This is a genomic window from Roseovarius sp. Pro17, assembly GCF_035599575.1.
Lineage (GTDB): Bacteria > Pseudomonadota > Alphaproteobacteria > Rhodobacterales > Rhodobacteraceae > Roseovarius.
The window spans coordinates 365922-387630 of the sequence record NZ_CP141179.1 but is presented as its reverse complement, the minus strand read 5'-3'; the positions used below and the strand labels follow the sequence as shown (position 1 = coordinate 387630).

Annotated in this window: 19 protein-coding genes and 2 pseudogenes; 6 read left to right on the top strand and 15 right to left on the bottom strand. The window is 58.2% G+C overall.

Annotation, left to right across the window (positions count from 1 at the left end; all coding sequences use genetic code 11):
- Positions 1 to 264 precede the first annotated feature (264 nt).
- The 4 genes from U3654_RS01905 to U3654_RS01890 all read right to left on the bottom strand — a co-directional run bounded on the left by U3654_RS01905 (position 265) and on the right by U3654_RS01890 (position 5902).
- Complete coding sequence (locus U3654_RS01905) at positions 265 to 1593, bottom strand: aspartate aminotransferase family protein (protein WP_324753669.1); 1329 nt, start codon at positions 1591 to 1593, stop codon at positions 265 to 267.
- A 5-nt stretch (positions 1594 to 1598) separates the two neighbouring features.
- A complete protein-coding gene (locus U3654_RS01900; protein ID WP_324753668.1) occupies positions 1599 to 2030 on the bottom strand; it encodes a universal stress protein in 432 nt (143 codons plus the stop codon).
- Between the two features lie 11 nt (positions 2031 to 2041).
- On the bottom strand, positions 2042 to 4813 hold the full coding sequence (locus U3654_RS01895; RefSeq protein ID WP_324753667.1) for a TRAP transporter permease: 2772 nt from the start codon (positions 4811 to 4813) through the stop codon (positions 2042 to 2044).
- A 132-nt stretch (positions 4814 to 4945) separates the two neighbouring features.
- Positions 4946 to 5902, bottom strand: coding sequence for a TAXI family TRAP transporter solute-binding subunit (locus U3654_RS01890; RefSeq protein ID WP_324753666.1), 957 nt, complete (start codon positions 5900 to 5902; stop codon positions 4946 to 4948).
- Between the two features lie 527 nt (positions 5903 to 6429).
- On the opposite strand from U3654_RS01890, the gene U3654_RS01885 reads away from it, so the two are divergent.
- A complete protein-coding gene (locus U3654_RS01885; protein ID WP_324753665.1) occupies positions 6430 to 7578 on the top strand; it encodes a PLP-dependent cysteine synthase family protein in 1149 nt (382 codons plus the stop codon).
- A 275-nt stretch (positions 7579 to 7853) separates the two neighbouring features.
- Here U3654_RS01885 and U3654_RS01880 read toward each other — a convergent pair whose 3' ends face one another.
- On the bottom strand, positions 7854 to 8864 hold the full coding sequence (locus U3654_RS01880; protein ID WP_324753664.1) for a glutathione S-transferase family protein: 1011 nt from the start codon (positions 8862 to 8864) through the stop codon (positions 7854 to 7856).
- A 218-nt stretch (positions 8865 to 9082) separates the two neighbouring features.
- On the opposite strand from U3654_RS01880, the pseudogene U3654_RS01875 reads away from it, so the two are divergent.
- A pseudogene (locus U3654_RS01875) lies at positions 9083 to 9226 on the top strand (putative 2OG-Fe(II) oxygenase); the annotation flags it as partial.
- Between the two features lie 12 nt (positions 9227 to 9238).
- Here U3654_RS01875 and U3654_RS01870 read toward each other — a convergent pair.
- From U3654_RS01870 to rplB, 6 genes are all read right to left on the bottom strand, one after another.
- Positions 9239 to 9907 carry a hypothetical protein gene (locus U3654_RS01870; RefSeq protein WP_324753663.1) on the bottom strand — a complete coding sequence of 223 codons (669 nt, stop codon included), beginning with the start codon at positions 9905 to 9907 and terminating at the stop codon, positions 9239 to 9241.
- A 223-nt stretch (positions 9908 to 10130) separates the two neighbouring features.
- Positions 10131 to 10544 carry a 50S ribosomal protein L16 gene (gene rplP, locus U3654_RS01865; RefSeq protein ID WP_324753662.1) on the bottom strand — a complete coding sequence of 138 codons (414 nt, stop codon included), beginning with the start codon at positions 10542 to 10544 and terminating at the stop codon, positions 10131 to 10133.
- A 13-nt stretch (positions 10545 to 10557) separates the two neighbouring features.
- Positions 10558 to 11265 (bottom strand): 30S ribosomal protein S3, encoded by a 708-nt coding sequence (rpsC, locus tag U3654_RS01860; protein ID WP_324753661.1) that lies wholly within the window; start codon positions 11263 to 11265, stop codon positions 10558 to 10560.
- Positions 11265 to 11645, bottom strand: coding sequence for a 50S ribosomal protein L22 (gene rplV / locus U3654_RS01855; protein WP_324753660.1), 381 nt, complete (start codon positions 11643 to 11645; stop codon positions 11265 to 11267). The genes rpsC and rplV overlap by 1 nt, the downstream gene beginning before the upstream one ends.
- A 3-nt stretch (positions 11646 to 11648) precedes the next feature.
- Positions 11649 to 11927 (bottom strand): 30S ribosomal protein S19, encoded by a 279-nt coding sequence (gene rpsS, locus U3654_RS01850; RefSeq protein WP_255012779.1) that lies wholly within the window; start codon positions 11925 to 11927, stop codon positions 11649 to 11651.
- A gap of 3 nt (positions 11928 to 11930) precedes the next feature.
- Positions 11931 to 12773: a 50S ribosomal protein L2 gene (rplB, locus tag U3654_RS01845; RefSeq protein WP_324753659.1), complete on the bottom strand. Its 843-nt coding sequence runs from the start codon at positions 12771 to 12773 to the stop codon at positions 11931 to 11933.
- Positions 12774 to 13293: 520 nt separating this feature from the next.
- Between rplB and U3654_RS01840 the strand changes: the two genes are divergently transcribed.
- Positions 13294 to 13893 carry a hypothetical protein gene (locus U3654_RS01840; RefSeq protein WP_324753658.1) on the top strand — a complete coding sequence of 200 codons (600 nt, stop codon included), beginning with the start codon at positions 13294 to 13296 and terminating at the stop codon, positions 13891 to 13893.
- Positions 13894 to 14042: 149 nt separating this feature from the next.
- Here the strand turns inward: U3654_RS01840 and U3654_RS01835 are convergent.
- Positions 14043 to 14289: pseudogene (locus U3654_RS01835) on the bottom strand (50S ribosomal protein L23).
- A gap of 17 nt (positions 14290 to 14306) precedes the next feature.
- Positions 14307 to 14561, bottom strand: a complete 255-nt coding sequence (locus U3654_RS01830) for a hypothetical protein (protein WP_324753657.1) — start codon at positions 14559 to 14561, stop codon at positions 14307 to 14309.
- A gap of 309 nt (positions 14562 to 14870) precedes the next feature.
- Between U3654_RS01830 and phbB the strand changes: the two genes are divergently transcribed.
- From phbB to U3654_RS01815, 3 genes are all read left to right on the top strand, one after another.
- Positions 14871 to 15599, top strand: coding sequence for an acetoacetyl-CoA reductase (gene phbB, locus U3654_RS01825; protein ID WP_324753656.1), 729 nt, complete (start codon positions 14871 to 14873; stop codon positions 15597 to 15599).
- Between the two features lie 110 nt (positions 15600 to 15709).
- Positions 15710 to 18352 (top strand): erythromycin esterase family protein, encoded by a 2643-nt coding sequence (locus U3654_RS01820; protein ID WP_324753655.1) that lies wholly within the window; start codon positions 15710 to 15712, stop codon positions 18350 to 18352.
- Between the two features lie 34 nt (positions 18353 to 18386).
- The gene (locus tag U3654_RS01815) at positions 18387 to 18722 is read left to right on the top strand and encodes a TraR/DksA family transcriptional regulator (RefSeq protein ID WP_324753234.1); all 336 of its coding nucleotides are present in this window, start codon (positions 18387 to 18389) and stop codon (positions 18720 to 18722) included.
- Positions 18723 to 18959: 237 nt separating this feature from the next.
- Here the strand turns inward: U3654_RS01815 and U3654_RS01810 are convergent, their stop codons facing one another.
- Both U3654_RS01810 and U3654_RS01805 read right to left on the bottom strand, forming a co-directional pair.
- Positions 18960 to 19094 carry a hypothetical protein gene (locus U3654_RS01810; RefSeq protein WP_324753654.1) on the bottom strand — a complete coding sequence of 45 codons (135 nt, stop codon included), beginning with the start codon at positions 19092 to 19094 and terminating at the stop codon, positions 18960 to 18962.
- An 83-nt stretch (positions 19095 to 19177) separates the two neighbouring features.
- Complete coding sequence (locus U3654_RS01805) at positions 19178 to 21700, bottom strand: choice-of-anchor B family protein (RefSeq protein WP_324753653.1); 2523 nt, start codon at positions 21698 to 21700, stop codon at positions 19178 to 19180.
- Between the last annotated feature and the right edge of the window lie 9 nt (positions 21701 to 21709).

Genomic DNA, 21709 nt, shown 5'->3' with positions numbered 1-21709 from the left:
ATGACGGCACAATCGAGGCGTCCTCAAGTCCGGATTTCGTTCGGAAACGATGCGGCAAAAGGCGGGTCAGCAGTAGGATCGACAACGACCGGTCGAGCACAAACATCGAGCGCGGCTATATTCTGCGACCGCATAAACGCACTACGCGAAACCTCCAACAGTTTAAACTGCGCGGGACCATAGACGATCCGGCTGCGACTGCGGCCATCGCACAGAAACCGTTCGCAACAGCCGGTTTCGACCCTTTTACCGATGTGGCTGGTACTAAGCCGCGATTGCCCGATCTATCGCGCCCGAAAGCTTGTCGATCAGCTCGTCGATTTGGTCGTCTGAGATGATAAAGGGCGGAGCAAGCAAAACATGATCGCCCCGTTGCCCGTCGATTGTGCCGGACATCGGGTAACAGATCAGACCGGCGGCAAAAGCCTCATTCTTGATCCGCGCAGCGATGCTGCGGCTTGGATCGAACGGCTCTTTGCTCGTGCGGTCGGCGACCAGTTCGATCCCGCGGAACAGACCACGCCCACGGATATCACCGACATGGGCGTGCTGACCCAGCGCAGATCGCAGCGCGGAGTCGAGTTTCTGTCCCTGTGTCTGGACCCGTTCTAACAGGCCCCCCTCAAGTATCTCGTCGAGCACAGCGTTGGCGGCGGTCGCGGCAAGCGCATGCCCCATGTAAGTATGCCCGTGTTGGAAAAAGCCTGTACCGGACGCGATAGCATCATAGACAGCTGCCGTGGTTAACAAGGCCCCTATCGGCTGATACCCAGCGCCTAGACCCTTTGCGATTGTGATCATGTCTGGCGCGACCCCGTCTTCGAGGCAGGCGAACAGATGGCCGGTGCGCCCCATGCCGCACATCACCTCGTCAAGGATCAACAGCACGCCGTAGCGGTCACAAATCTCGCGGATACGGCGAAGGTATCCCGGTACGGCAGGCACGGCACCGCTGGTCGCCCCGACCACAGGCTCGGCGATGAAAGCCATAACGGTGTCGGGTCCCAATCGCAGTATCTCGGTCTCAAGTTCGTTCGCGACCCGCAGGCCATAGGCCTCGGGCGTTTCGTCGTCACGACGATCGCGGTATTCATAGCAAGGGCTGATATGGGTCGTGTCCGCCAGCAGCGGCGCGAATTGCGCGCGGCGCCATGCGTTGCCACCGGCGGCAAGCGCGCCCAGAGTATTGCCGTGATAGCTTTGCCTGCGTGCGATAACGCGGTGCCGGTCGGGTTCGCCGATTTCCAGAAAATACTGGCGTGCCAGCTTGATCGCGGCCTCGACAGCCTCTGACCCACCTGAAACCAGATACACCCGGTCAATGCCATCCGGCGCGTTTGCCACCAAACGGTCTGCCAACCGTTCGGCGGGTTCCGAGGTGAAAAAACCGGTATGCGCAAAGGCAAGTTGGTCGATCTGGGCATGAAGTGCCGCCCGCACAGCGGCGTTAGAATGGCCGAGGCATGACACGGCTGCCCCGCCGGACCCGTCCAGATACCGCTTGCCCTCGGCGTCGATCAGGTAGCATCCATCGCCGGCTACTGCTGTAGGTAGGGTGCCCTTGGTTGATCGTCCAAAGATATGCCCGCTCATGCGATCTACGACCTGACGACAAGCACAGAGACCGGTGAGCGGCGCACAATACGGTCGGCATTCGATCCCACCAGAAACTCGCGCACGCGATCGGGTTTGTGCGAGGCCATGACCACCAGATCGCAAGGGATCTCTTCGATCACGCGCAGGACCTTGCGGTGGATTTTGCCGAATGCCAGATGCTGCTTGACGCTTATATCGCTGGGGACGTGTTCCTGGACCAGTTTGTCGAGCGCTTTGCTGGCTGCTTCAATGGCCAGTTTCTCGTAATCGGGCGGAAAGAACCCATCGACCAATGGCGTGCCCATGTCAGGCACGACCGACATGATATGCAACTTGCCGCCAGATGTGCGAACCAGTTCGATGGCCGCAGGCAGCGCCTTTTCCCATGATGCTTTGGCATTTAGGTCAATGGTCAGAAGAACCGTGTTGAACATCGTGTCTCTCCTCAGGCGTGTGCGGTTTTGCGTGGCGCGCGCGAATTGCGGCCCCGCTGCAAAAAGACGATCAGGCCCAGCAATAGTAGCGCTGGAATGAACATCAGGTATTTGCTGGGCTGCGATACGGGTTTTAGCACGCGCACCACCTCTTGATCCCAGTCCAGCCCGGCCTCTGCCGCCGCACTGCCAAAGGCTACGTCTTCGATGAACATCTTGCCGTCTTCGTCCCGGAAGGTCAGTCCGGCATTTTCCAGCTTTTCCTCGCCAGTGGCACCTTCGGTGATCGGGACCAGCGCCACGAATTCAATCGGGTCGCCCAGATCATTCAGGCCTGCCACACGCACTCGCAGCGTTTGTCCGATGTCAGTATCGGCGGCCGCCTGTGTGATCGCTGCTGGCTCCTCCTCCAGATAGGGCGCGCTAACCATGTCCATCCAGAAACCGGGGCGGAACAGGGTGAATGCGATCAGCAGCAGGACAATGCTTTCATAGAACCGGTTCTTGGCCAAAAACCACCCTTGGGTCGCTGCCGCGAACAGCAGCATCGCCACCGTCGCGACAATAAAGACAAAGATGCCCTGCACCATCGTCACGTTTATCAGCAGCAGCTCGGTATTGAAGATGAACAGGAACGGCAGGGCCGCTGTCCGCAAGCTGTAAAAGAACGCGATCACGCCGGTCTTGATAGGATCACCGCCCGAAACGGCGGCGGCGGCAAAGGATGCAAGGCCCACAGGGGGTGTCACATCGGCCATGATGCCGAAGTAGAAGACGAACAAGTGCACCGCGATCAGCGGTACGATCAGGCCGTTTTGCTGTCCCAGCGTCACGATGACCGGCGCCAAGAGAGCGGACACAACGATATAGTTCGCCGTTGTCGGCAGGCCCATCCCAAGGATCAGCGACAGGATTGCCGTGAGAAACAGGATGGCAAGGATATTACCGCCCGACAGCACTTCGACCACGTCGGCAAGGGCCGATCCAACGCCCGTCTGGCTGACTGCACCAACGATAATACCGGCGGTAGCGGTGGCAATGCCGATGCCGATCATGTTGCGGGCCCCGACCACCAGACCTTCGAGCAGGTCGGTCGCGCCTTCCTTGATGCGGGCACCCATCTGGCCTTCGCCGCGCAGCATGGCCATTAGCGGGCGCTGCGTGATCAGGATAAAGATCATGTACATTGTCGCCCAGAACGCCGAGAGGCCAGGAGACAGGCGATCCACCATCAGCGCCCAAACCAGAACAACGACCGGCAGGATGAAATGCAGACCCGACCGCACGGTCGGTCCGGGCAGCGGCAGTGTTGTCACCGCCGCGTTCGGATCGTCCAGCTTTAGCGGTGCCTCTTTCGACGCGACGTAGAGCAGCCCAACATAGGCAGCCGTCAAGACAGCGAAGATGATATAGGGTGCTGCGACGGGGAATACGGGGCGGATCCAGCCCATACCGTAGTAAACGAGGAACGACAGCGCGCAGACAGCAGCGACACCGAACACGAAAACGATCAGGCGCTGGATGATCGGCTTGGGCTCATAGGGACGCGGAAGGCCTTCCATCCCGGCCTTCAACGCCTCTAGGTGGACGATATAAACCAGTGCAATGTAGGAAATAACGGCGGGCAGAAACGCGTGCTTGACCACGTCGAAATAGGGGATGCCGACGTATTCCACCATCAGGAACGCGGCGGCGCCCATGACTGGCGGCATGATCTGGCCATTCACGGACGATGCCACCTCGACCGCACCGGCCTTTTCCGAGCTGAAGCCGACTTTTTTCATCAAAGGGATGGTAAACGTGCCCGTTGTCACGACGTTCGCGATACTTGATCCCGAGATCAGGCCAGTCATGGCGGACGACACGACAGCGGCCTTGGCCGGGCCGCCTTTCATGTGACCCATCATTGAGAACGCGACCTGAATGAAATAGTTGCCAGCACCCGCGCGATCCAGCAGCGAGCCGAAGAGCACGAACAGGAACACGAAACTTGTCGACACGCCCAACGCGATGCCAAAGACGCCTTCGGTCGTGATCCACTGGTGGTTCACGATTTCTGACAAGTTATTACCCTTGTGTGCGATGATGCTGGGCATCTGCGGGCCAAGGACGGTGTAGACCAGAAACATCGTTGCCACGATCATCAGCGCCGGTCCCAACGCGCGGCGCGTGGCCTCGAGCAGCAGCACGAGACCAATGACGGACACCACGAAGTCTTGGGTAATCGGCGCGCCGACACGGCCTGAAATATCGCGGTAGTAGACAAAAAGGTATAGCGCGGCGGCGGCACCGACGATGGCCAGCGCCCATTCCCACAGCGGTACGCGGTCCTTGGGGCTGCCCGCAACGACCGCAGCCACGACGGCCAGACCGATGACGGGGATCCACCAGACGGACGTGCCATCCTTGGAACTGATGACGAACAAATAGCAAAGCAGGATCGGGATTACGACGCCCAGACCCAGCTGGAATTTCGACCGCGTCGCGGGGAATGCGGCAAAGGTCAGGAAAATTGCAAATGCAAGGTGGATCGACCGGCTTTCCGTATCGTTAAAGACGCCCCATCCGACGATGAACGGAATGGGCGACGCGATCCAAAGCTGGAACAGGGACCACGCCAGCGCGACTAGCATCAAAAATGTGCCAACCGGGCCTGCGACATTGCGGCCACCAGTGTCGGCGGATGCGACCAGTGCGTCCAGTTCGGATTGGTCCAGACCGCCGCGACCGGCCGCCTCGTTTTCAACGCGCGCAGCCTGATGCTGGTTCGGATCGTCGGTCATGTCTGTCCCCCGGTAACCCGCGCAGGGCGGGTAAGAAAATTTTGGTAATTATCGTCGGGTCGGCTCTATCTGGGTAATCTCCCTGGCAGTGGCAGCCTTGGTAGGCTGCCACCGGTGTCAATCAGGCGGAAATTACATCCAGCCCATCTCTTTGTAGTAACGCTCTGCACCCGGATGCAGCGGCGCCGACAAGCCGTCCTTGATCATTTCTTCTTGTGTCAGATTACCAAAGGCCGGGTGAAGTTTCTTGAACCGATCAAAGTTATCGAACACGGCCTTGACCACTTGATAGACCGTCTCATCGTCCACATCGGCCGAGGTCACGAACGTCGCCTTCACACCGAACGTTTGGGTGTCATCTGGCGACCCTTCATACATACCGCCCGGAATGGTGGCGGCGGCATAGTAGGGGTTGTCAGCGATCAACGCATCGATCTCTGGTCCGGTGACAGGAACAAGGACCGTCTCAACTGTCGAGGCTGCTTCTTGAACAGATCCGTTCGGGTGGCCGACCGTATAGATGATCGCGTCGACCTTGTTGTCGCCCAAAGCTGCGGCCTGTTCGGCTGGCTTCAGCTCTGACGCCAGCGCGAAGTCGTCCATCGTCCAGCCCAGCGCCTCCATGACGACTTGCATCGTCGCATATTGGCCGGAACCTGGATTGCCGATGTTGACGCGCTTGCCCTTCAGGTCGGCAAACTCGGCGATGCCAGCGTCGGCCCGGGCAATCACAGTGAACGGCTCAGAATGGACTGAAAAGACAGCGCGTTCCTTGTCGAACTTGTTGCCTTCGAAGTCAGATGTGCCGTTGTAGGCGTGGTACTGCCAGTCGGACTGCGCGACGCCCATCGTCATGTCACCCGCCATGATGGCGTTGATGTTCGCGATGGAGCCACCCGTCGACGGGGCCGTGCATTTCAGATTTGTCTCTGCCGTGGTGCGGTTCACCAAACGACAGATCGACTGTCCTACGACGAAGTAGACGCCAGTTTGCCCGCCAGTCCCGATCGTGATGAACTCTTCCTGAGCTTGCGCTCCGGTTCCAGCTATCATCGCGCCGACAAAGGCTATTTGTTTGAATATGTTCACGTATTTCTCCCGGTTGATAGTGCTATTTCACCATACTTAGCAGCAGGTTGCACTTTTTGGCGAAGGCGATCCAACGATATGTCCGAACGCCTAAGCGAGAGAGACCAAGTATTACTTTTCGGTTTTCGATAACATGGGAACATTATGAGTTATCGTGCAAATGCTCACCGATCAGTACAACTCGCTCTCCAACTGTGCAGATCAGTATGATCTAGCGCAATAAACGTGTCAACGGAGCAGGCCAGTACTGCGATAGCTTCCGGTTGCAGGACGACTTCGCTATTGATCGGCTCCCCTGAGAGTCCTGATCCTTGAGCTAGTTCCGTTCAGGGTTCGGTCTTTCATTGACCGAGTAGCATATCCCTTCTGTGTTATGGTCCAGTCCACGGCTCGCGGCCGCGCGCCAAGCCTCAACGATGCAACATTATAGTGCGAGTCATGGTCTATCGTCGCCAGTGATGGCGGACCTTGCTTTAAAAGCAGCGTCGTTTCTGGCTGTTTCCGCCTAGCGAAAGATATAAAGTCACATGATGATAGACAAACCTGAAAGAAGTGAAACAACCGGGCGTTGTTTCGGGTATGGCGGGCTGGGTCCACGCGAGGATGAAGCGCGGCGATGGGTGCGTGATGCTATTGCGCTGTTGAACCGCGACGCGCATCGTTCCGCGGATACGCATTTAATCCGGCTATCTCTGCCTGCTCTTTTGGGTATTGAAATCTACCTCAAGGACGAAAGCACGCATCCGACCGGCAGCCTGAAACATCGTCTGGCGCGCTCGCTGATTCTGTATGGGTTGTGCAACGGCCATATTGGTCCGCGCACCACGCTGGTCGAGGCGTCATCGGGATCGACCGCCGTGTCCGAGGCGTATTTTGCGCGCCAGCTGGGGCTCGATTTCGTCGCCGTCATGCCGGGCTCAACCTCGGCAAGCAAGATCGAGGCGGTCGCCCGTTACGGCGGGCGCACTCATTTTGTCGATCACCCGGCGCAAGTTTACGAAGCCGCCCGGCAAATTGCCGAGGAAACCGGCGGGTACTATCTCGATCAGTTTACCTATGCCGAGCGCGCGACAGACTGGCGCAGCAACAACAACATCGCCGAAAGCATCTTTACTCAGATGTCGCAGGAACCGCACCCGACGCCAAACTGGGTCGTCATGAGTGCCGGGACAGGCGGCACCTCGGCAACCATAGGCCGGTTTATCCGATATCGTGGATATGACACGCAGCTGTGCGTCGTCGACCCGGAAAACTCAGTATTTTATGACAACTACCTTAGCGACGATTGTGCTTTGACCGGCAAAGTCGGCTCGGCTATCGAAGGGATTGGCCGGCCACGGGTTGAACCGTCGTTTCTGCCCTGCGTCATCGACCACATGTTAAAGGTGCGCGATAGCGCCAGCATTGGCGCAATGATGGCGCTGTCAGATCATCTGTTTCGTCGGGTCGGCGCCTCTACGGGGACCAATTTTTATGGGCTCTGCTGGATCGCTGCACAGATGCAGGCGCAGGGCGAACAAGGTTCCATCGTGTCAGTGATCTGTGACGACGGGAACCGCTATGGTAGCAGCTACTACAACCCCGAATGGCTGGCCGAACGTGACATCGAACCGGAACCATACCGAAATCAGGTCAGCCATTTTCTAGACAGCGGGAAATGGGTGCCGGTGCAGTAATGATAGAGATTGTGACTTTTCTCATCCACGCAATCGCACGTCGAACGGGTTGACGATCAGTAGGCGCCTGCCACGACCGTAGGCATATCCTTCTGCAAAGAGGATCTAACATGACCACCTTATCACAAGCCTATCAATCGGCCAGACCGGGCTTGGCATGACCACCTCCACCCCTCCCGCAAAAGAATGGCGCTTTCACAACCTTTTTGCTGTCAACGGCGGCGTAAAGGCCGGCCACTTTGCGTCGGAGGAACGGTTAAAGGTTCATGACGGTCTCAGGCTGCCGCTTCTGAAGGGAAGGCGGCGGGTCCAAGCGCGCCTCGATCATGCGCCGCGGTAAAGTCGATCTGCGGGCCAATCGGCACGATGCCGGATGGGTTCACAGTCGGGTGGCTCTCAAAATAGTGGCGCTTGATATGGTTGAAATCGACAGTGTCCGAGACGCCCGGCATTTGGAAAATGTCGCGCGCATAAGCCCATAGGGCAGGATAATCGACCAGACGCCGCTGGTTGCATTTGAAGTGACCGACATAGACCGGATCAAAACGCACAAGCGTGGTGAACAAGCGGATATCGGCTTCGGTCAAACGGTTTGCGACAAGGTAGCGGCGCTCCGCAAGTCGCTGCTCCATGTCATCGAGCGCCGCGAACAGGGGTTCGACTGCCGAGAGATAAGCATCCTGCGTCGTGGCGAACCCGGCCTTGTAGACCCCGTTGTTGATCGGCTCGTAGACCGCGGCATTTACCGCATCGATTTCGCCACGAAGCTGTTCGGGGTAATAGTCACCCGCCCGCGCCCCGACACCGTCAAAAGCGGAGTTGAACATACGTAGGATGTCGGCACTCTCGTTGCTGACAATCGTTTTGGTCTGGCGATCCCACAACAGGGGAACGGTCACCCTGCCGGTATAGTCGGATACTGCGGCCGTGTAGACCTGATGCAACAGTTCGGCGCCATGGATCGGATCGGGCACCACGCCAGGGCCGTCCTCGAACGTCCAGCCATTTTCGCCCATGTACCAGTGGACGACGGAAACGGATACGGCGTCTTCGAGGCCTTTGAGCCGGCGCATGATCAGCGTCCTGTGCGCCCATGGACAGGCCAGACTGACATAGAGATGATAGCGGCCTGCTTCGGCGCGATGCCCGCCTTCACCTGTGGGCCCCGGAGTACCGTCGGGCGTAACCCAGTTGCGGAACACGCTTTCCTTGCGTTCGAATTTCCCGCCGGATTTTGCGGTATCGTACCACTGGTCGTGCCAGCGGCCATCTATAAGAAGACCCATGTCATCTCTTCCTTCTAGGTTTCGTTGCAGGTTGCCTAGCCTAGAGATGACAGTTCAAGGGTGTTTTGAACAGACCTACCAACCGCAAAGAGGCGTTGATGAAAGCGGAACGATTTCTGCTCGACCCCACTGCCTGCAGATATGCAGTTACTCGCGGAGTATTTTCTTTGACCTCCCAGATTTGGGAGCCGTGAGACGCTCATGACGCAGGATCAACGCGAGATGAAGTGCGCACGTTTACATATGTGACGCCCTAGGCCGGCGAAGCGCTGCTGTGGGAAAGCTGGCTGCGGCACGAGGTGCCGGTGAATATGTCGGAGGGTGATTGGATAAGCGTGAGTTCTAGTTACGCTTGGGGTTGAAATCGCCGCCCACTACCTGCGGCGGTTAAACACGTGCTCCACATAATCCACGCCCTCGGGATAGGTAACGACCGTAAGCGTATTGCCCCGGCACGTCATCTTGGACCCCACGGGAAAGAATAAGGCAGGAGGGGGGCTGATATTCTCGCTGGTGTGACCCCCAATAGTGACCTTTGCCAACGACGTCACTTCATCAGCAATCGGGTTCACGCAGATCGTATTCTCAAAGTCGAGCGCGGTTTCCTGCCCGATATGCACCAGCGAGCGACCGCGCGTGATGAGTTCAATCGTCCCGGTCACGCCCCGGCTTTCTACTTTGCCAAGGACAAGCCCCGCCAGACAGGATCGCACAATCCCCTTGTCATTGATCAACATCTCGGCCGCCATATCCGCCTGCTGGATTGTAATACCATCTTTGCCTTCGAGCATTCTGCGCAATTCATGATCGTAGGAATCCTGATCCATTACCCAATGGCCGACAAGGCAGCTATCCAGCTCTGGCAACCCACTGCACAAGCTGCCTGACCGCACGGTTTCCTCTAGTTCAGCAGTAATTTCATGGAGGACGCAGGGCGAGCCATCATCATAATTAAAAAGAGTTTGCGCCGCGCTACCACTCCCCACCGAGATGAAAAACAGGCACGTGATTGAAACCAAGTGTCCCGCGTTTAGGGAAAACATGACGAACTCCCGAACTGGAATTTGATGTAACTCACAATATCACGATTGGAGCAAATCGGTGAGATGTTCTGAGAGAATGGCGGGCAAGCGGTCTCCCCAGAACAATACAAAATGCCCCTGCCGATCTCTCGGCGGGGGCTTCATTATTCTCTACAGGGGTGCGGCCCGCAGATTGCTGTGCAATCCGCTTCACCGCACTTGGTGAATTTCGCCTAAGCGAAAATCACCAGTCCTCGCGCTGAACGACCCGTGTTTTGATCGGCAGTTTCATCGCTGCAAGGCGCAGGGCCTCGACCGCGATTTCTTCGCTGACGCCGTCTAGCTCGAACATGATACGGCCCGGCTTGACCCGTGCGGCCCAATAATCGACCGAGCCTTTACCTTTACCCATGCGGACTTCGGTAGGCTTGGACGTGACCGGCACATCGGGGAAAATCCGAATCCAGACACGGCCCTGACGCTTCATATGACGTGTCATCGCGCGGCGAGCCGCCTCGATCTGACGCGCTGTCACACGCTCGGGCTGGGTCGCCTTCAATCCGAAGGAGCCGAAGTTCAGGTCGGAGCCGCCTTTGGCCTCGCCCTTGATACGGCCCTTGAACTGCTTGCGGAATTTAGTGCGTTTTGGTTGTAGCATCTGTCATTCCCCCTTAGCGACGGCCACCAGCACCGCGAGGTGCCGGACCGTCCTGAAGTTCCTGAGCCTTCCGGTCACGCGCGGACGGGTCGTGATCCATGATCTCGCCTTTGAAGATCCAGGTCTTGATCCCGATGATGCCGTAGGCAGTCAGTGCCTCGACATGCGCGTAATCGATATCGGCCCGCAGCGTGTGCAGGGGCACGCGGCCCTCGCGGTACCATTCGGTCCGGGCGATCTCGGCGCCGCCAAGGCGGCCGGCGAGGTTCACACGGATGCCGAGGGCACCCATACGCATGGCGTTCTGCACGGCGCGTTTCATCGCACGGCGAAAGCTGACCCGACGCTCGAGCTGCTGGGCGATGCTCTCACCCACCAGCGCTGCGTCCAGTTCGGGCTTGCGCACTTCGACGATATTGAGGTGCAGCTCGCTTGCCGTCATCGCCGCCAGCTTCTTGCGCAGGGTTTCGATGTCTGCGCCTTTCTTGCCGATGATGACGCCGGGGCGCGCTGTGTGAACCGTGACGCGACATTTCTTGTGCGGACGCTCGATGATCACGCGGCTGATGCCGGCCTGCTTGCACTCTTTCTTGATGAACTCGCGCATGGCGATATCCTCAAGCAGCAGGTTTCCGTAGTCCTTGGTGTCGGCATACCAGCGGCTGTCCCAGGTGCGGTTCACCTGAAGGCGCATACCGATCGGATTTACTTTATTACCCATCAGGCTTGCTCCTCGACTTGACGCACTGTGATCGTGATTTCCGAGAACGGCTTGCGCAGGGCGCCAAACCGGCCACGGGCACGCGGGCGACCGCGCTTCATGACCAGGTTCTTTCCGACATATGCTTCGGCCACGACCAGCTCATCCACGTCGAGATTGTGATTATTCTCGGCGTTGGCGATGGCGGATTGCAGACATTTGCGCACATCCTCGGCGATCCGCTTTTGCGAAAACGCGAGGTCAGTCAATGCCTTGTCGACCTTCTTGCCGCGAATAAGCTGCGCCAGAAGGTTCAGTTTCTGCGGGCTGGTACGAAGCATGCGCAGTTTTGCCATTGCTTCGTTGTCGGCCACGCGGCGGGGGTTCTTTTCCTTGCCCATGACTTACTTCCGCTTCGCTTTTTTGTCGGCGGCATGACCTGTGTAGGTCCGTGTCGGCGAATACTCACCGAACTTCTGACCAATCATGTCTTCGCTGACGTTGACAGGGATATGCTTGCGACCGTTGTAGACGCCAAACGTCAGGCCCACAAACTGGGGCAGGATCGTCGAGCGGCGCGACCATATCTTGATGACTTCGTTACGACCGCCCTCACGCGATGCTTCGGCCTTTTTCAGGACGTAGGCATCGACAAAGGGGCCTTTCCATACAGAACGTGCCATATCTTAGCGGCCCTTCTTCTTGGCGTGACGCGAGCGGATGATCAGCTTCTGCGACGCCTTGTTCTTATTGCGGGTACGGTAGCCCTTGGTCGGCTTGCCCCATGGGGTCACCGGGTGACGACCACCAGATGTCCGGCCTTCACCACCACCATGCGGGTGATCGATCGGGTTCATGACGACACCGCGCACAGAAGGACGAATGCCCTTGTGACGCATGCGACCAGCCTTGCCGTAGTTCTGGTTCGAGTTGTCGGGGTTCGAAACCGCGCCAACCGTTGCCTTGCATTCCTGCCGCACGAGGCGAAGCTCGCCCGAGCTGAGGCGGATCTGCGCGTAACCACCATCACGACCGACGAACTGAGCATAGGTGCCAGCCGCACGTGCGATCTGACCACCCTTGCCGGGCTTCATCTCGATGTTGTGGATGATCGTGCCGATGGGCATACCCGAGAACGGCATGCAGTTGCCGGGCTTGATGTCGACCTTGGTGCCGGAATAGATCTTGTCACCGACGGCCAGACGCTGAGGCGCCAGGATATAGGTCTGCTCGCCATCGTCATACTTGACGAGAGCGATGAATGCGGTCCGGTTCGGGTCATATTCGATCCGCTCGACGGTTGCCGCCATATCGAATTTGTTACGTTTGAAATCAACGATCCGGTAGAGGCGCTTGGCCCCACCCCCGCGACGACGCGATGTGATACGTCCGGTGTTGTTCCGGCCACCCGATTTCGACAAACCCTCAGTGAGGGATTTGACGGGGCGTCCTTTGTACAGCTCCGAACGGTCGATCAGCACCAGCCCGCGCTGGCCCGGCGTCGTTGGCTTATACGACTTGAGTGCCATGCTTTCTGTCTTCCGTTTAGCAAACGGCGGTTAACGTTCCGCCTATGTAGGGTGGGTCTGGCCCACCATTGGTATAGGGCCCCGAAGGTCCCCGGCTAGATCGTCTATCGAGACGAAAACGAAGCCCCGGACGAATCCGAGGCCACGTGGATAGGGTCGTTTAGGTGCTGCGCACGGTGGGGTCAAGCGGATGATAGAGGATTCCGGCCATTCTGCCACTCTTCGTCCGATGCCCCACCCCAAGCCGGGCAAGCGCCGATTGGGAGGATGAAGTGAGAGCCAGCAAATTTAGCTTCGCCAGATCAAACAGTCAGTCTCGCGTCGTTGGTCAACACCCGCCTCCCTTACCGTCAAAAAAATTTTCGAGGCATGGGTATGCTGTTCTGATAGGATACATCCAAAGTTGCTGAGCTCTGGTCAACATTTTGAGGCTTCCGATAAATAGGCAGGCCAGCCTAGCATTGGGAAATACACCAATTGTCGGAGGCGACAGACGTCTTCGTTTGAAGAAGGGCAAATCATGACCGATTTGATAACGATAGAATATTCACTTCGATTAGAAGATGTAGCGGAAGTTCGCGGTGACGAACCGCGCCTTGAATTCATTTTCTTGACTGGCCTTGGCGGTCAGCTTCAAGTGAAAACAGTCGATACAGGGATTCTTGCAGTTAACTTTCCGGGTCGGGGTGCCCCCCGATCAATCGGTTTGTCAAATTTAGAAGTGCATGTACCAATTTCTCCAACGCAAGCGAACCGTTTTCTAGGTTTTGCCGTCCGCGCTTACGAATGGGATAGCTTCGATGCCTCAGATAGGGCCAGTGCGTTAGATAGATTGGTCGAAAATGTACAGTTGCGTATCGGCCCAACAGTTGCCGCCAGCAGACCGCCCACCGTTGATCAAATTTGGCTTGCTGTAAATGAACGCCCAAGCGTTGGTGGTGACGACCGTATTGGTGTGTCTGCACGGCTCTTTCGCAGTCTTGGTTCGGAAGTCATCCGAGACGGTGTCCGTCGAACAATCGTTCCCGAAGGTTCACAAGCTAACGACGCGTTTCTTTTTCGATCAGGCGGCGCGCGTTGGCGTATGCAGTTTGATGTTGCTCATCAGAGTTTTGGTTAAAATTCCGGCTGTAAGTAAGTATCGCTGACAAAAGCCGACGTTAACCTTACCGCGCGGCATGGTTCATCTAGGTTCAAGCAGACACCGGCAACAGAAAACCCCGGCCACTTTCGCAACCGAGGTTCTCAATCTTCAAGCTAACACTGAAATCAGAAACCGGTGGTCACGTCGATCGTGGTTGCCTTCTTCCAGCGTTACATACGCCTTCTTGACGTCGGCGCGCTTGCCCAGACGGCCACGGAAACGCTTGGCCTTGCCTTTGGTAACGGTCGTGTCGACGGCCTTCGCCTTGACGCCGAACAGCGCCTCAACGGCCTCTTTGATCTGCGGCTTATTGCTGCCAATCGCGACCTCGAACACCACTGCGCCATTCTCGGACGCCATCGTGGCATCCATTCGAGAAAAGACGCATTTCAATTGCGAATGTTCCAGATGGCGCAAAGGCTCGCGATGGTTCCGTGAGGCATCTTCAGGTAGCGGGCTATTTCGCGCGTCGAAAGCCCCAGATCGGAAAAGGCTTCCAAGCAGGCCTTTGGCTGCGGGCCAAGAGCCGTAAAATCATCTTTTGGCAAAAAGGGTGAATCTTTGTGCCGTGACGCTTGCCAAGCTTTCGAAATGGCCTGCTCACGTGCCAACTGTTCTATCGGAGTGGACCGGAGATCATCCATTGTTGCCTCCCATACGGCCAGAAAAAGTGACGTTGCAGAAGGGCCCAGTCTTACAGACGGATAGACTCGGCGATTGATTAAAATCAACGCCGGGAATGATCTTTAGCGAAGCGATTCAGGTATGTCAGTCAACACGGCGCGGCAGCCCACGATCTTAACTGGCGGTGCATTATCCAGCTCATCAAGGCGTGCGTTGGAAAGTCTCAATGAGACAACTGACGGGCGTGGCCCTCTCTTGACCACAGTTAATGTGGTATCGACGATGGTGTCGCAGAGTTTCAGCCAAAGCTGGAACTAGAAGGACAATCCATGAGCAGTTCAAGTCGAGTGGCCCTTGTGACCGGGGGTGAACGGGGTCTGGGTGCGGCTGCCGCAAAGGCGTTGCGCGACGCTGGATTTGAGGTCGCGGCCTCGTATCTGGGCGGCGACAAGGCAGATGCATTTCACAAAGCGACCGGAATCCCCGTGTTCGAGTGGGATGTTTCCGATTTTGACGCCTGTGGCGCAGGCATCGCGCGTGTCGAAGAGGAACTGGGGCCGATCGACGTGCTGGTCAATAATGCCGGTGTGAACAAGGACCGCATGCTTCACAAGATGGATCGCGCGGATTGGGACGCGGTCATCGATGTCGATCTGGGGTCGATGTTCAACATGTGCCGTCACATCATTCCGGGCATGCGCAAGCGTGAATATGGCAGGGTCATCAATATATCGTCGGTAAACGCCGCGAATGGTCAGGCAGGTCAGACGAACTACTGCGCAGCCAAGGCCGGCGTCGAAGGGTTTACCCGCGCGCTGGCCCGCGAAAGTGTCTTTAAAGGCATTACGGTGAACGCGATTTCGCCCGGCTACGTCGAAACCGCGATGGTGACCGCCATGCCTCAGAAGATCATAGACAATATCGTCGCTCAGATTCCAGTCGGGCGACTGGGGCAACCGGACGAGATTGCCCACTGGGTGCGGCTGCTTGCCTCCGAAGACGCGGGCTTTGTTACGGGCGCGACATTCCCGATCAATGGTGGGCTGCGGATGGGGTAATGCTGCGCCCCGCAACAACCGCCTCGGGCCGGGGCGGTTGTTGCGAAGCAATACTGAAGCAGTTTGAGCTTTGTCAATTCAGCGTGGAGAGCAACGGCTAGGGTAATCAAATGGATGATTTCGTTTTCAGATTTTCAGACCGGGCGGAGGCTGGTGTAGAGCTGGCCGAAAGGCTGTTGGCGATGGATCTGGATCAGCCGATCATCTACGCCCTGCCGCGAGGGGGTGTTCCGGTCGCAGTCGAAGTGGCGCGCAAACTGAGCGCCCCACTTGATCTGATACTGGTGCGCAAAATCGGAGCACCGGGGCAGCCCGAACTTGCGCTTGGCGCCATTGTCGAAGGCCCCAACGCGCAAATGATCATCAACGAGGATGTCAAACGCCAGTCCGGCGCCGATTGTGAATATATCGAACGCGCCCACGACGAACAGCTGGCCGAGCTTGAACGTAGGCGCGTAAAATATTTGGGCGACAGGCGCCGGTTGAACGCCACAGGCCGGACTGTCGTGGTTGTGGATGACGGGCTTGCCACCGGCGCCACCTTGAAGGCCGCTCTGGTCGCTCTGAAAAACAGTGACGCCGCGCGGATCGTGGTCGCGTTGCCCGTCGCGCCAAAACAGGCGTTGGAGGACCTGGCAGCGCAGGCAGATGATATCGTCTGCCTGCATCCCGCCACCGAATTCCGCGGGGTGGGTGGCTTCTACCGCGACTTCCATCAGCTATCCGATGACGAAACAATCGCATTGCTTGAACAGCGGTGGGCAACGGAGGAACTGGAGACATCGCGCAGTAGACCTCACTCCCGTTGCGTCGAAATTCCGCCACTCGGGTTGGTTGGCGATCTGGTCGTACCCAAAGATCCACGGGGCATTGTTCTGTTTGCACATGGCAGCGGATCCAGCCGTGGTAGCCCGCGCAACACATTTGTGGCCTCCGAACTGAACAAGAAGGGGTTTGCGACCCTTCTGTTTGACCTTCTGACACCCGCCGAAGGACAGGATCGCCGGAACGTTTTCGACATCCCTCTGCTGGCGGAACGTGTGGTCGAGGCGTCCATGTGGATCGCATCCGAGCCCGACATCGCCGATCTCCCGCTTGGGCTGTTCGGCGCCAGTACGGGTGCAGGTGCTGCGCTGGTGGCGGCTGGCGAACTCAAGGGACGGATCGCGGCTGTTGCGTCGCGTGGCGGTCGCCCTGATCTGGCGGCTGATGATCTGCCGGACGTATCCGCGCCGACGCTGCTGATCGTCGGCAGTCTGGATCATGAGGTGATCGCCCTTAACAAACAGGCGCTGGCCGCCTTGACCTGTGAGAAGGCATTAAAGATCGTGCCGGGCGCGGGCCATCTGTTCGAAGAGCCGGGAACACTGGCCACAGCCATCTCTCACGCGGCGGATTGGTTCGGCAAACACCTTGCGCCGCGCACGCCGCGTCCCGTCCAGCCGCCTGCGCCAATCCTCGATATCGCGATCCTGCGCGCTGCCGCAGAGCCCCTTCCGGCAATTGACGATCCGGAATTCGCTGCCGCATTCGACCGGTTCGGGTCGCACCGCGTTGTCCTTCTGGGTGAATCGTCACACGGGACGTCGGAATTTTACCGCGCACGCGCCGCCATCACCCGCAGGCTGATCAAAGAGCATGGATTTTCCGTTGTCGCACTCGAAGCAGACTGGCCCGATGCCGCAGTGCTCGACGCTCACATCCGCGACAGCCCACATCACCCGCTGGAAACCCCGCCCTTTTCACGTTTTCCCACATGGATGTGGCGCAATGCCGAGTTTCAGGCCTTTACGGATTTTCTGCGCGAGCACAACGGGCGCAATGCAGGCAAGGAGCAGGCCCGACTTTACGGTCTGGACCTCTATAACATGAACGCCTCGATCGCTGCCGTGCTGGCCTATTTGGACCGCGTGGATCCGGTCGCAGCAGCGGTGGCGCGCGAACGCTACGCTTGCCTGTCGCCTTGGTCGGATCAGCCTGCTGCCTATGGCCGGGCGGCGCTGACGCGCGGATTTTCGACATGCGAGAAGCCTGTCACCAATGTCCTGGTGGATCTTTTCAAGAAAGAAATGGAGTATATACAGCATAACGGCGGCCATTTCTTTGACGCGACCCAAAACGCACGGCTGGTGGCAAATGCGGAACGCTACTATCGCGCGATGTATTACGGTTCGCACGTGTCCTGGAACCTGCGCGACCAGCATATGTTCGACACGCTGAAACACATTTTGGACCACGCGGGGCCGGACAGTAAGGTGGTTGTCTGGGCGCATAATTCGCATATCGGGGATGCACGTTTCACCGACATGGGCCGCACGCGCGAAGAGTTGAACATCGGCCAGCTCTGCCGCGAGGAGTTTGGCGACGAGGCCGCCCTGATCGGTTTTGGCACTGCATCCGGCACGGTTGCGGCAGCCTCTGACTGGGACGCCCCGATGGAGATTAAGACCCTGCGCCCGCCCCGGCCCGACAGTTTCGAGGCCTTGCTGCATGACGTCGATCAGCACCGTTTCCTGTTCGACTTTCGCAAGGCCAGCAACGAGGCGCTACGCCGCATATTGGCGCAACCGCGCCTGCAGCGCTACATTGGCGTCATCTACCGACCCGAAAGTGAACGGGCGAGCCATTACAGCCCGGCAAGCCTATCTGATCAATATGACGCGTTTGTCTGGTTTGACAAAACAAGCGCGGTAACCCTGTTGGCGACTATGGCCGGCAAAGGCGAAGACGAAACCTATCCTTTCGGACTTTGATCCCTCACCGCACCTTTCAACCTTGGAGAATAACATGCTGGATATCGAGCGACACAAACAACAAATCGAGGCCCGTCTGCAAGAACTCAACGAGCGCCTGAGGAACGTAGACGACGCGCTGGATGTAACGGCCGATCCGGATCTGGCAGATCAGGCGATCGAGTTGCAGGATGACGAGGTATTGGAAGGTCTCGGACGTGCAGGGGAGCGGGAAATCCAACTTCTGGGCCGAGCTCTGGTGCGCATTTCGAATGGGACATACGGAATATGCAAAAAATGCGACGAAGAGATCGCCACAGAACGTCTTGATGTCATTCCCTATGCTGTCTTGTGCCGAGATTGCGCGGGCGCGGGGCCATCGAAATCATAGCTGTTTCGAAAGGGTCTTTTGATTGAGAATTACCAAGGCCGATCCACAAAATTTCTGAGCGCCGTCACACGCAAGGGCCGGAAACGGTGGTGATCTTCTGGTTGCAGGCGGGGCGGATATCCCACCGCATCCGGTCCCGCTGCCGCCTCCGGTTTTGCGCCTGCTATGCGCTGGCCATCGTCTTTCTAAACCGCATCAGCGCAATGAGGAAGAAGACGGCGCTCAGCACGCCCATTGTCACGAGGCTCGGCCAGACTGCGGCATCAACGTAGTGAACGTTGCCAGCAGCATTCCTAGGCTGGTGACGGAGACCATGTAGATCACCGCGCCCGCGACGAAAAGCGGGATGGACAGGATAGATAGGATTGTCATCTTAAACCGCTACGAAACCGCCCTGCCCGGCTCAAGCCAGTTTCTTCTGACTGTGCCTCAATGATTTATCAAATGCCCGCCTATCATTTGCCGGATCCCGCAAAGACAACTCGTGCAGGCACCGGCTCGATATCCACATCGCCGCCAACACGCTTGCCAGCCTCGTCCAACTGCGACGCGGAATAGACACCTTGGACCTCCAGCCGCGCCTTGCTTCGCACCACCACGAAGCCCTCAAAAAAGTCAGCTGGCCAGGATCCGCCGAACACCCGCTCGACGATGTCGGTGCAGTCCGTCTTTACCGCCTGATCGGGTTTTAGATTGTCCTTGCCGATGGGGCCCGTCTTGCCAGGTTCCTGTTTTCCCGGCGGGACGGTCAGAGCCAGATGTTTGGTCAATTCCACAGGCTCCGATCCGACATTGGCGATATTCACCACGGTTGCGTAGACGCCACGCACCAGCGTGCCGCCCTCGGGGTCTTTCTGGACCCCACAAACCAGCTTGACCGGGTATTCGTAGAACGCGACTTCGGGGGTGGGATCCGGCTCGGGATCGGGTTCCTGCGCGGCGCTCTCGCGCAGGATGAACAAGCCGTCCTCGATATTGCTAACCAAGAGCGTTCCGCTGGGCAAGAAGGGATAGGCGCCCCACGCCCCGTTGAAGGATGCGGAGTTGGCCGCGGGTACGGGGAACGTGTCGAAGAACGCGACCTCGTTAACGCTGCCCGGAGTCGCGATGTCAAGAATCGAGAGCCCCCGCCGATAAGCCGACATGTAGTATTTATCGCCTTTGACAAAGCCATTGTGGTCGATGTTCTTGTCGGGCCCCGTCCAGATCGACACTAGCGTCGGATTGGTCAGGTCAGAAATGTCAAAGACCCGCATCGTAGTGTTCAAGCCCAGGCTCTGTTCGTCCAGTTCATCCTGTACGAAGACGAACCGTGTATCTTCGCTAACCCATCCGGAATGGGTATATGCGACATTTGCATAGGTGGTCGAACTCAGCATAAGCGGGCGCGCCTTTTCGGTAACGTCCCACAAATCCAAGGTGTTCTCGTTGAAATCCACCAGCAATTCGCAGGGATCATGCCCGCCCGCAGGTGGGTTCAGACCGGATGTGCAAACCGCCGTGCGTGGGCCCGAAATCACCGTGCTGGCGGCGTCGTGAGCGTATTGCGTGCCGGGGATCGGGCGCATGACCTCAGTCGGGACAAGCGGATCGCTGAGGTCAAGGGCGTGGGCTGCCCCCCCTCCGCTGTCGGACCCCAGAATAAAGGCGAACGGATCCATTCCGGCCAAAGGCACGCCGGTCGCGTAGTCGACATTCGAGATGTAAATGTTATGCGCCCGATTAAATTTGCGGTAGGTCGCGGCGAGCGTGACCGACCCCGGCAGACCGGACAGGTCGATGATTTGCAATCCTTGGGGTGAAGAGGGCTGGTCCGCCGTCACATAGGCATAGGCCTGCCAGGCACCTTCCCTGTTCTTGAATTGATAGACCTTGATATCCCTCCATTGGGCATTGAACCCTGGAATGGTGCCGACTTCGGATGGGTTCTCCGGGTCGGTCACATCGATCACGGCCGTGCCGTTCAGCACCCCCATGATTGCGTATTCCCGCTTGTCGCGCTGATCGACAAAGCCCCAGATATCATTGGCCGCGCCCGGTTGGGTCGACAGCTTGCCTAGTGGCAGATGGGCAAGCAGGTCGATTCCGTGGCAGGGGTATGGGCCAGCCATTCCACTGGCATCGCAGGGGGTTGCGGGGCGAACCTCGGTCTGCACCAGCGCGCGCCCCGACTGGATCACCTCGCCTATGGCAAAGCTCTTTCGATCTTGTATCAGGGTCAGTCCCCTCGCAGCGAGGGCTTCGCGCTGGGTAAAGGATGGCCCGGTGACATAGCTTGGCCGAGCCTGAGGTGCGGCTGCGGTGAACGCCTCTGTTTCCAGATAGCCACCCTGAACCGTGATGTCCGGGCGCAGCAGTTCCGTCACATCATCTTGCAACACCGTGTAATCGCCGCCAGCGATAAAAACCGCATCGCCAATTCCGGCAATCGACAAGGCGTAATCCAGCGTGCAGGGCATCGTGACTGGGCAATCGCCGGTCGTCACACCATCAGGCGCGACATAGCGGGTGACACCCCGGGATAGTAAATTACCGCTGTCGCCAGTCGCCGCCGACCCTTGATCTGCCTGAGCCAAAAGCAGGCCACGGTTTTCGAGGTCCAGCGCACTGCCCATGTCGGGGCCGCGCAGGATGGTGGGGTTGCCGGCGATGTCCTGTTCGGCAAAGTCGGGACCAAAGCCACCGTAGACTGGGACCACAGGGCTGAGCAGGCGAACCACTTCGGCCGGGTCGGGCATCGCGACGTCGTAGACGCCGCTTGAAACACGCACCTCGTCGCCCTTCTCGGCCTTCGTGAGCGCGTAGTCGATCGTGGCGCAGGCGGTTGCGGTAGTGTCACAAGCGCCGCTGTCAGCGCCGTTCGCAGAGACGTAATGGATCGGGGTCTTGCCTTCGTGTGCGGCGGTGTATCCGAGGGGCAGGACCACGGCTGCGGTCGCAATGGCAAGACGGGCGAGGGCCAGTGAATAAATACTCATGATTCAAAT

Excerpts from the sequence above, each read along its gene's own strand:
- U3654_RS01905 (WP_324753669.1), bottom strand. The coding sequence starts at position 1,593 with ATGAGCGGGCATATCTTTGGACGATCAACCAAGGGCACCCTACCTACA.
- U3654_RS01900 (WP_324753668.1), bottom strand. The coding sequence starts at position 2,030 with ATGTTCAACACGGTTCTTCTGACCATTGACCTAAATGCCAAAGCATCA.
- U3654_RS01895 (WP_324753667.1), bottom strand. The coding sequence starts at position 4,813 with ATGACCGACGATCCGAACCAGCATCAGGCTGCGCGCGTTGAAAACGAG.
- U3654_RS01885 (WP_324753665.1), top strand. The coding sequence starts at position 6,430 with ATGATGATAGACAAACCTGAAAGAAGTGAAACAACCGGGCGTTGTTTC.
- U3654_RS01880 (WP_324753664.1), bottom strand. The coding sequence starts at position 8,864 with ATGGGTCTTCTTATAGATGGCCGCTGGCACGACCAGTGGTACGATACC.
- U3654_RS01870 (WP_324753663.1), bottom strand. The coding sequence starts at position 9,907 with ATGTTTTCCCTAAACGCGGGACACTTGGTTTCAATCACGTGCCTGTTT.
- rplP (WP_324753662.1), bottom strand. The coding sequence starts at position 10,544 with ATGCTACAACCAAAACGCACTAAATTCCGCAAGCAGTTCAAGGGCCGT.
- rpsC (WP_324753661.1), bottom strand. The coding sequence starts at position 11,265 with ATGGGTAATAAAGTAAATCCGATCGGTATGCGCCTTCAGGTGAACCGC.
- rplV (WP_324753660.1), bottom strand. The coding sequence starts at position 11,645 with ATGGGCAAGGAAAAGAACCCCCGCCGCGTGGCCGACAACGAAGCAATG.
- rpsS (WP_255012779.1), bottom strand. The coding sequence starts at position 11,927 with ATGGCACGTTCTGTATGGAAAGGCCCCTTTGTCGATGCCTACGTCCTG.
- rplB (WP_324753659.1), bottom strand. The coding sequence starts at position 12,773 with ATGGCACTCAAGTCGTATAAGCCAACGACGCCGGGCCAGCGCGGGCTG.
- U3654_RS01840 (WP_324753658.1), top strand. The coding sequence starts at position 13,294 with ATGACCGATTTGATAACGATAGAATATTCACTTCGATTAGAAGATGTA.
- U3654_RS01830 (WP_324753657.1), bottom strand. The coding sequence starts at position 14,561 with ATGGATGATCTCCGGTCCACTCCGATAGAACAGTTGGCACGTGAGCAG.
- phbB (WP_324753656.1), top strand. The coding sequence starts at position 14,871 with ATGAGCAGTTCAAGTCGAGTGGCCCTTGTGACCGGGGGTGAACGGGGT.
- U3654_RS01820 (WP_324753655.1), top strand. The coding sequence starts at position 15,710 with ATGGATGATTTCGTTTTCAGATTTTCAGACCGGGCGGAGGCTGGTGTA.
- U3654_RS01815 (WP_324753234.1), top strand. The coding sequence starts at position 18,387 with ATGCTGGATATCGAGCGACACAAACAACAAATCGAGGCCCGTCTGCAA.
- U3654_RS01810 (WP_324753654.1), bottom strand. The coding sequence starts at position 19,094 with ATGACAATCCTATCTATCCTGTCCATCCCGCTTTTCGTCGCGGGCGCG.
- U3654_RS01805 (WP_324753653.1), bottom strand. The coding sequence starts at position 21,700 with ATGAGTATTTATTCACTGGCCCTCGCCCGTCTTGCCATTGCGACCGCA.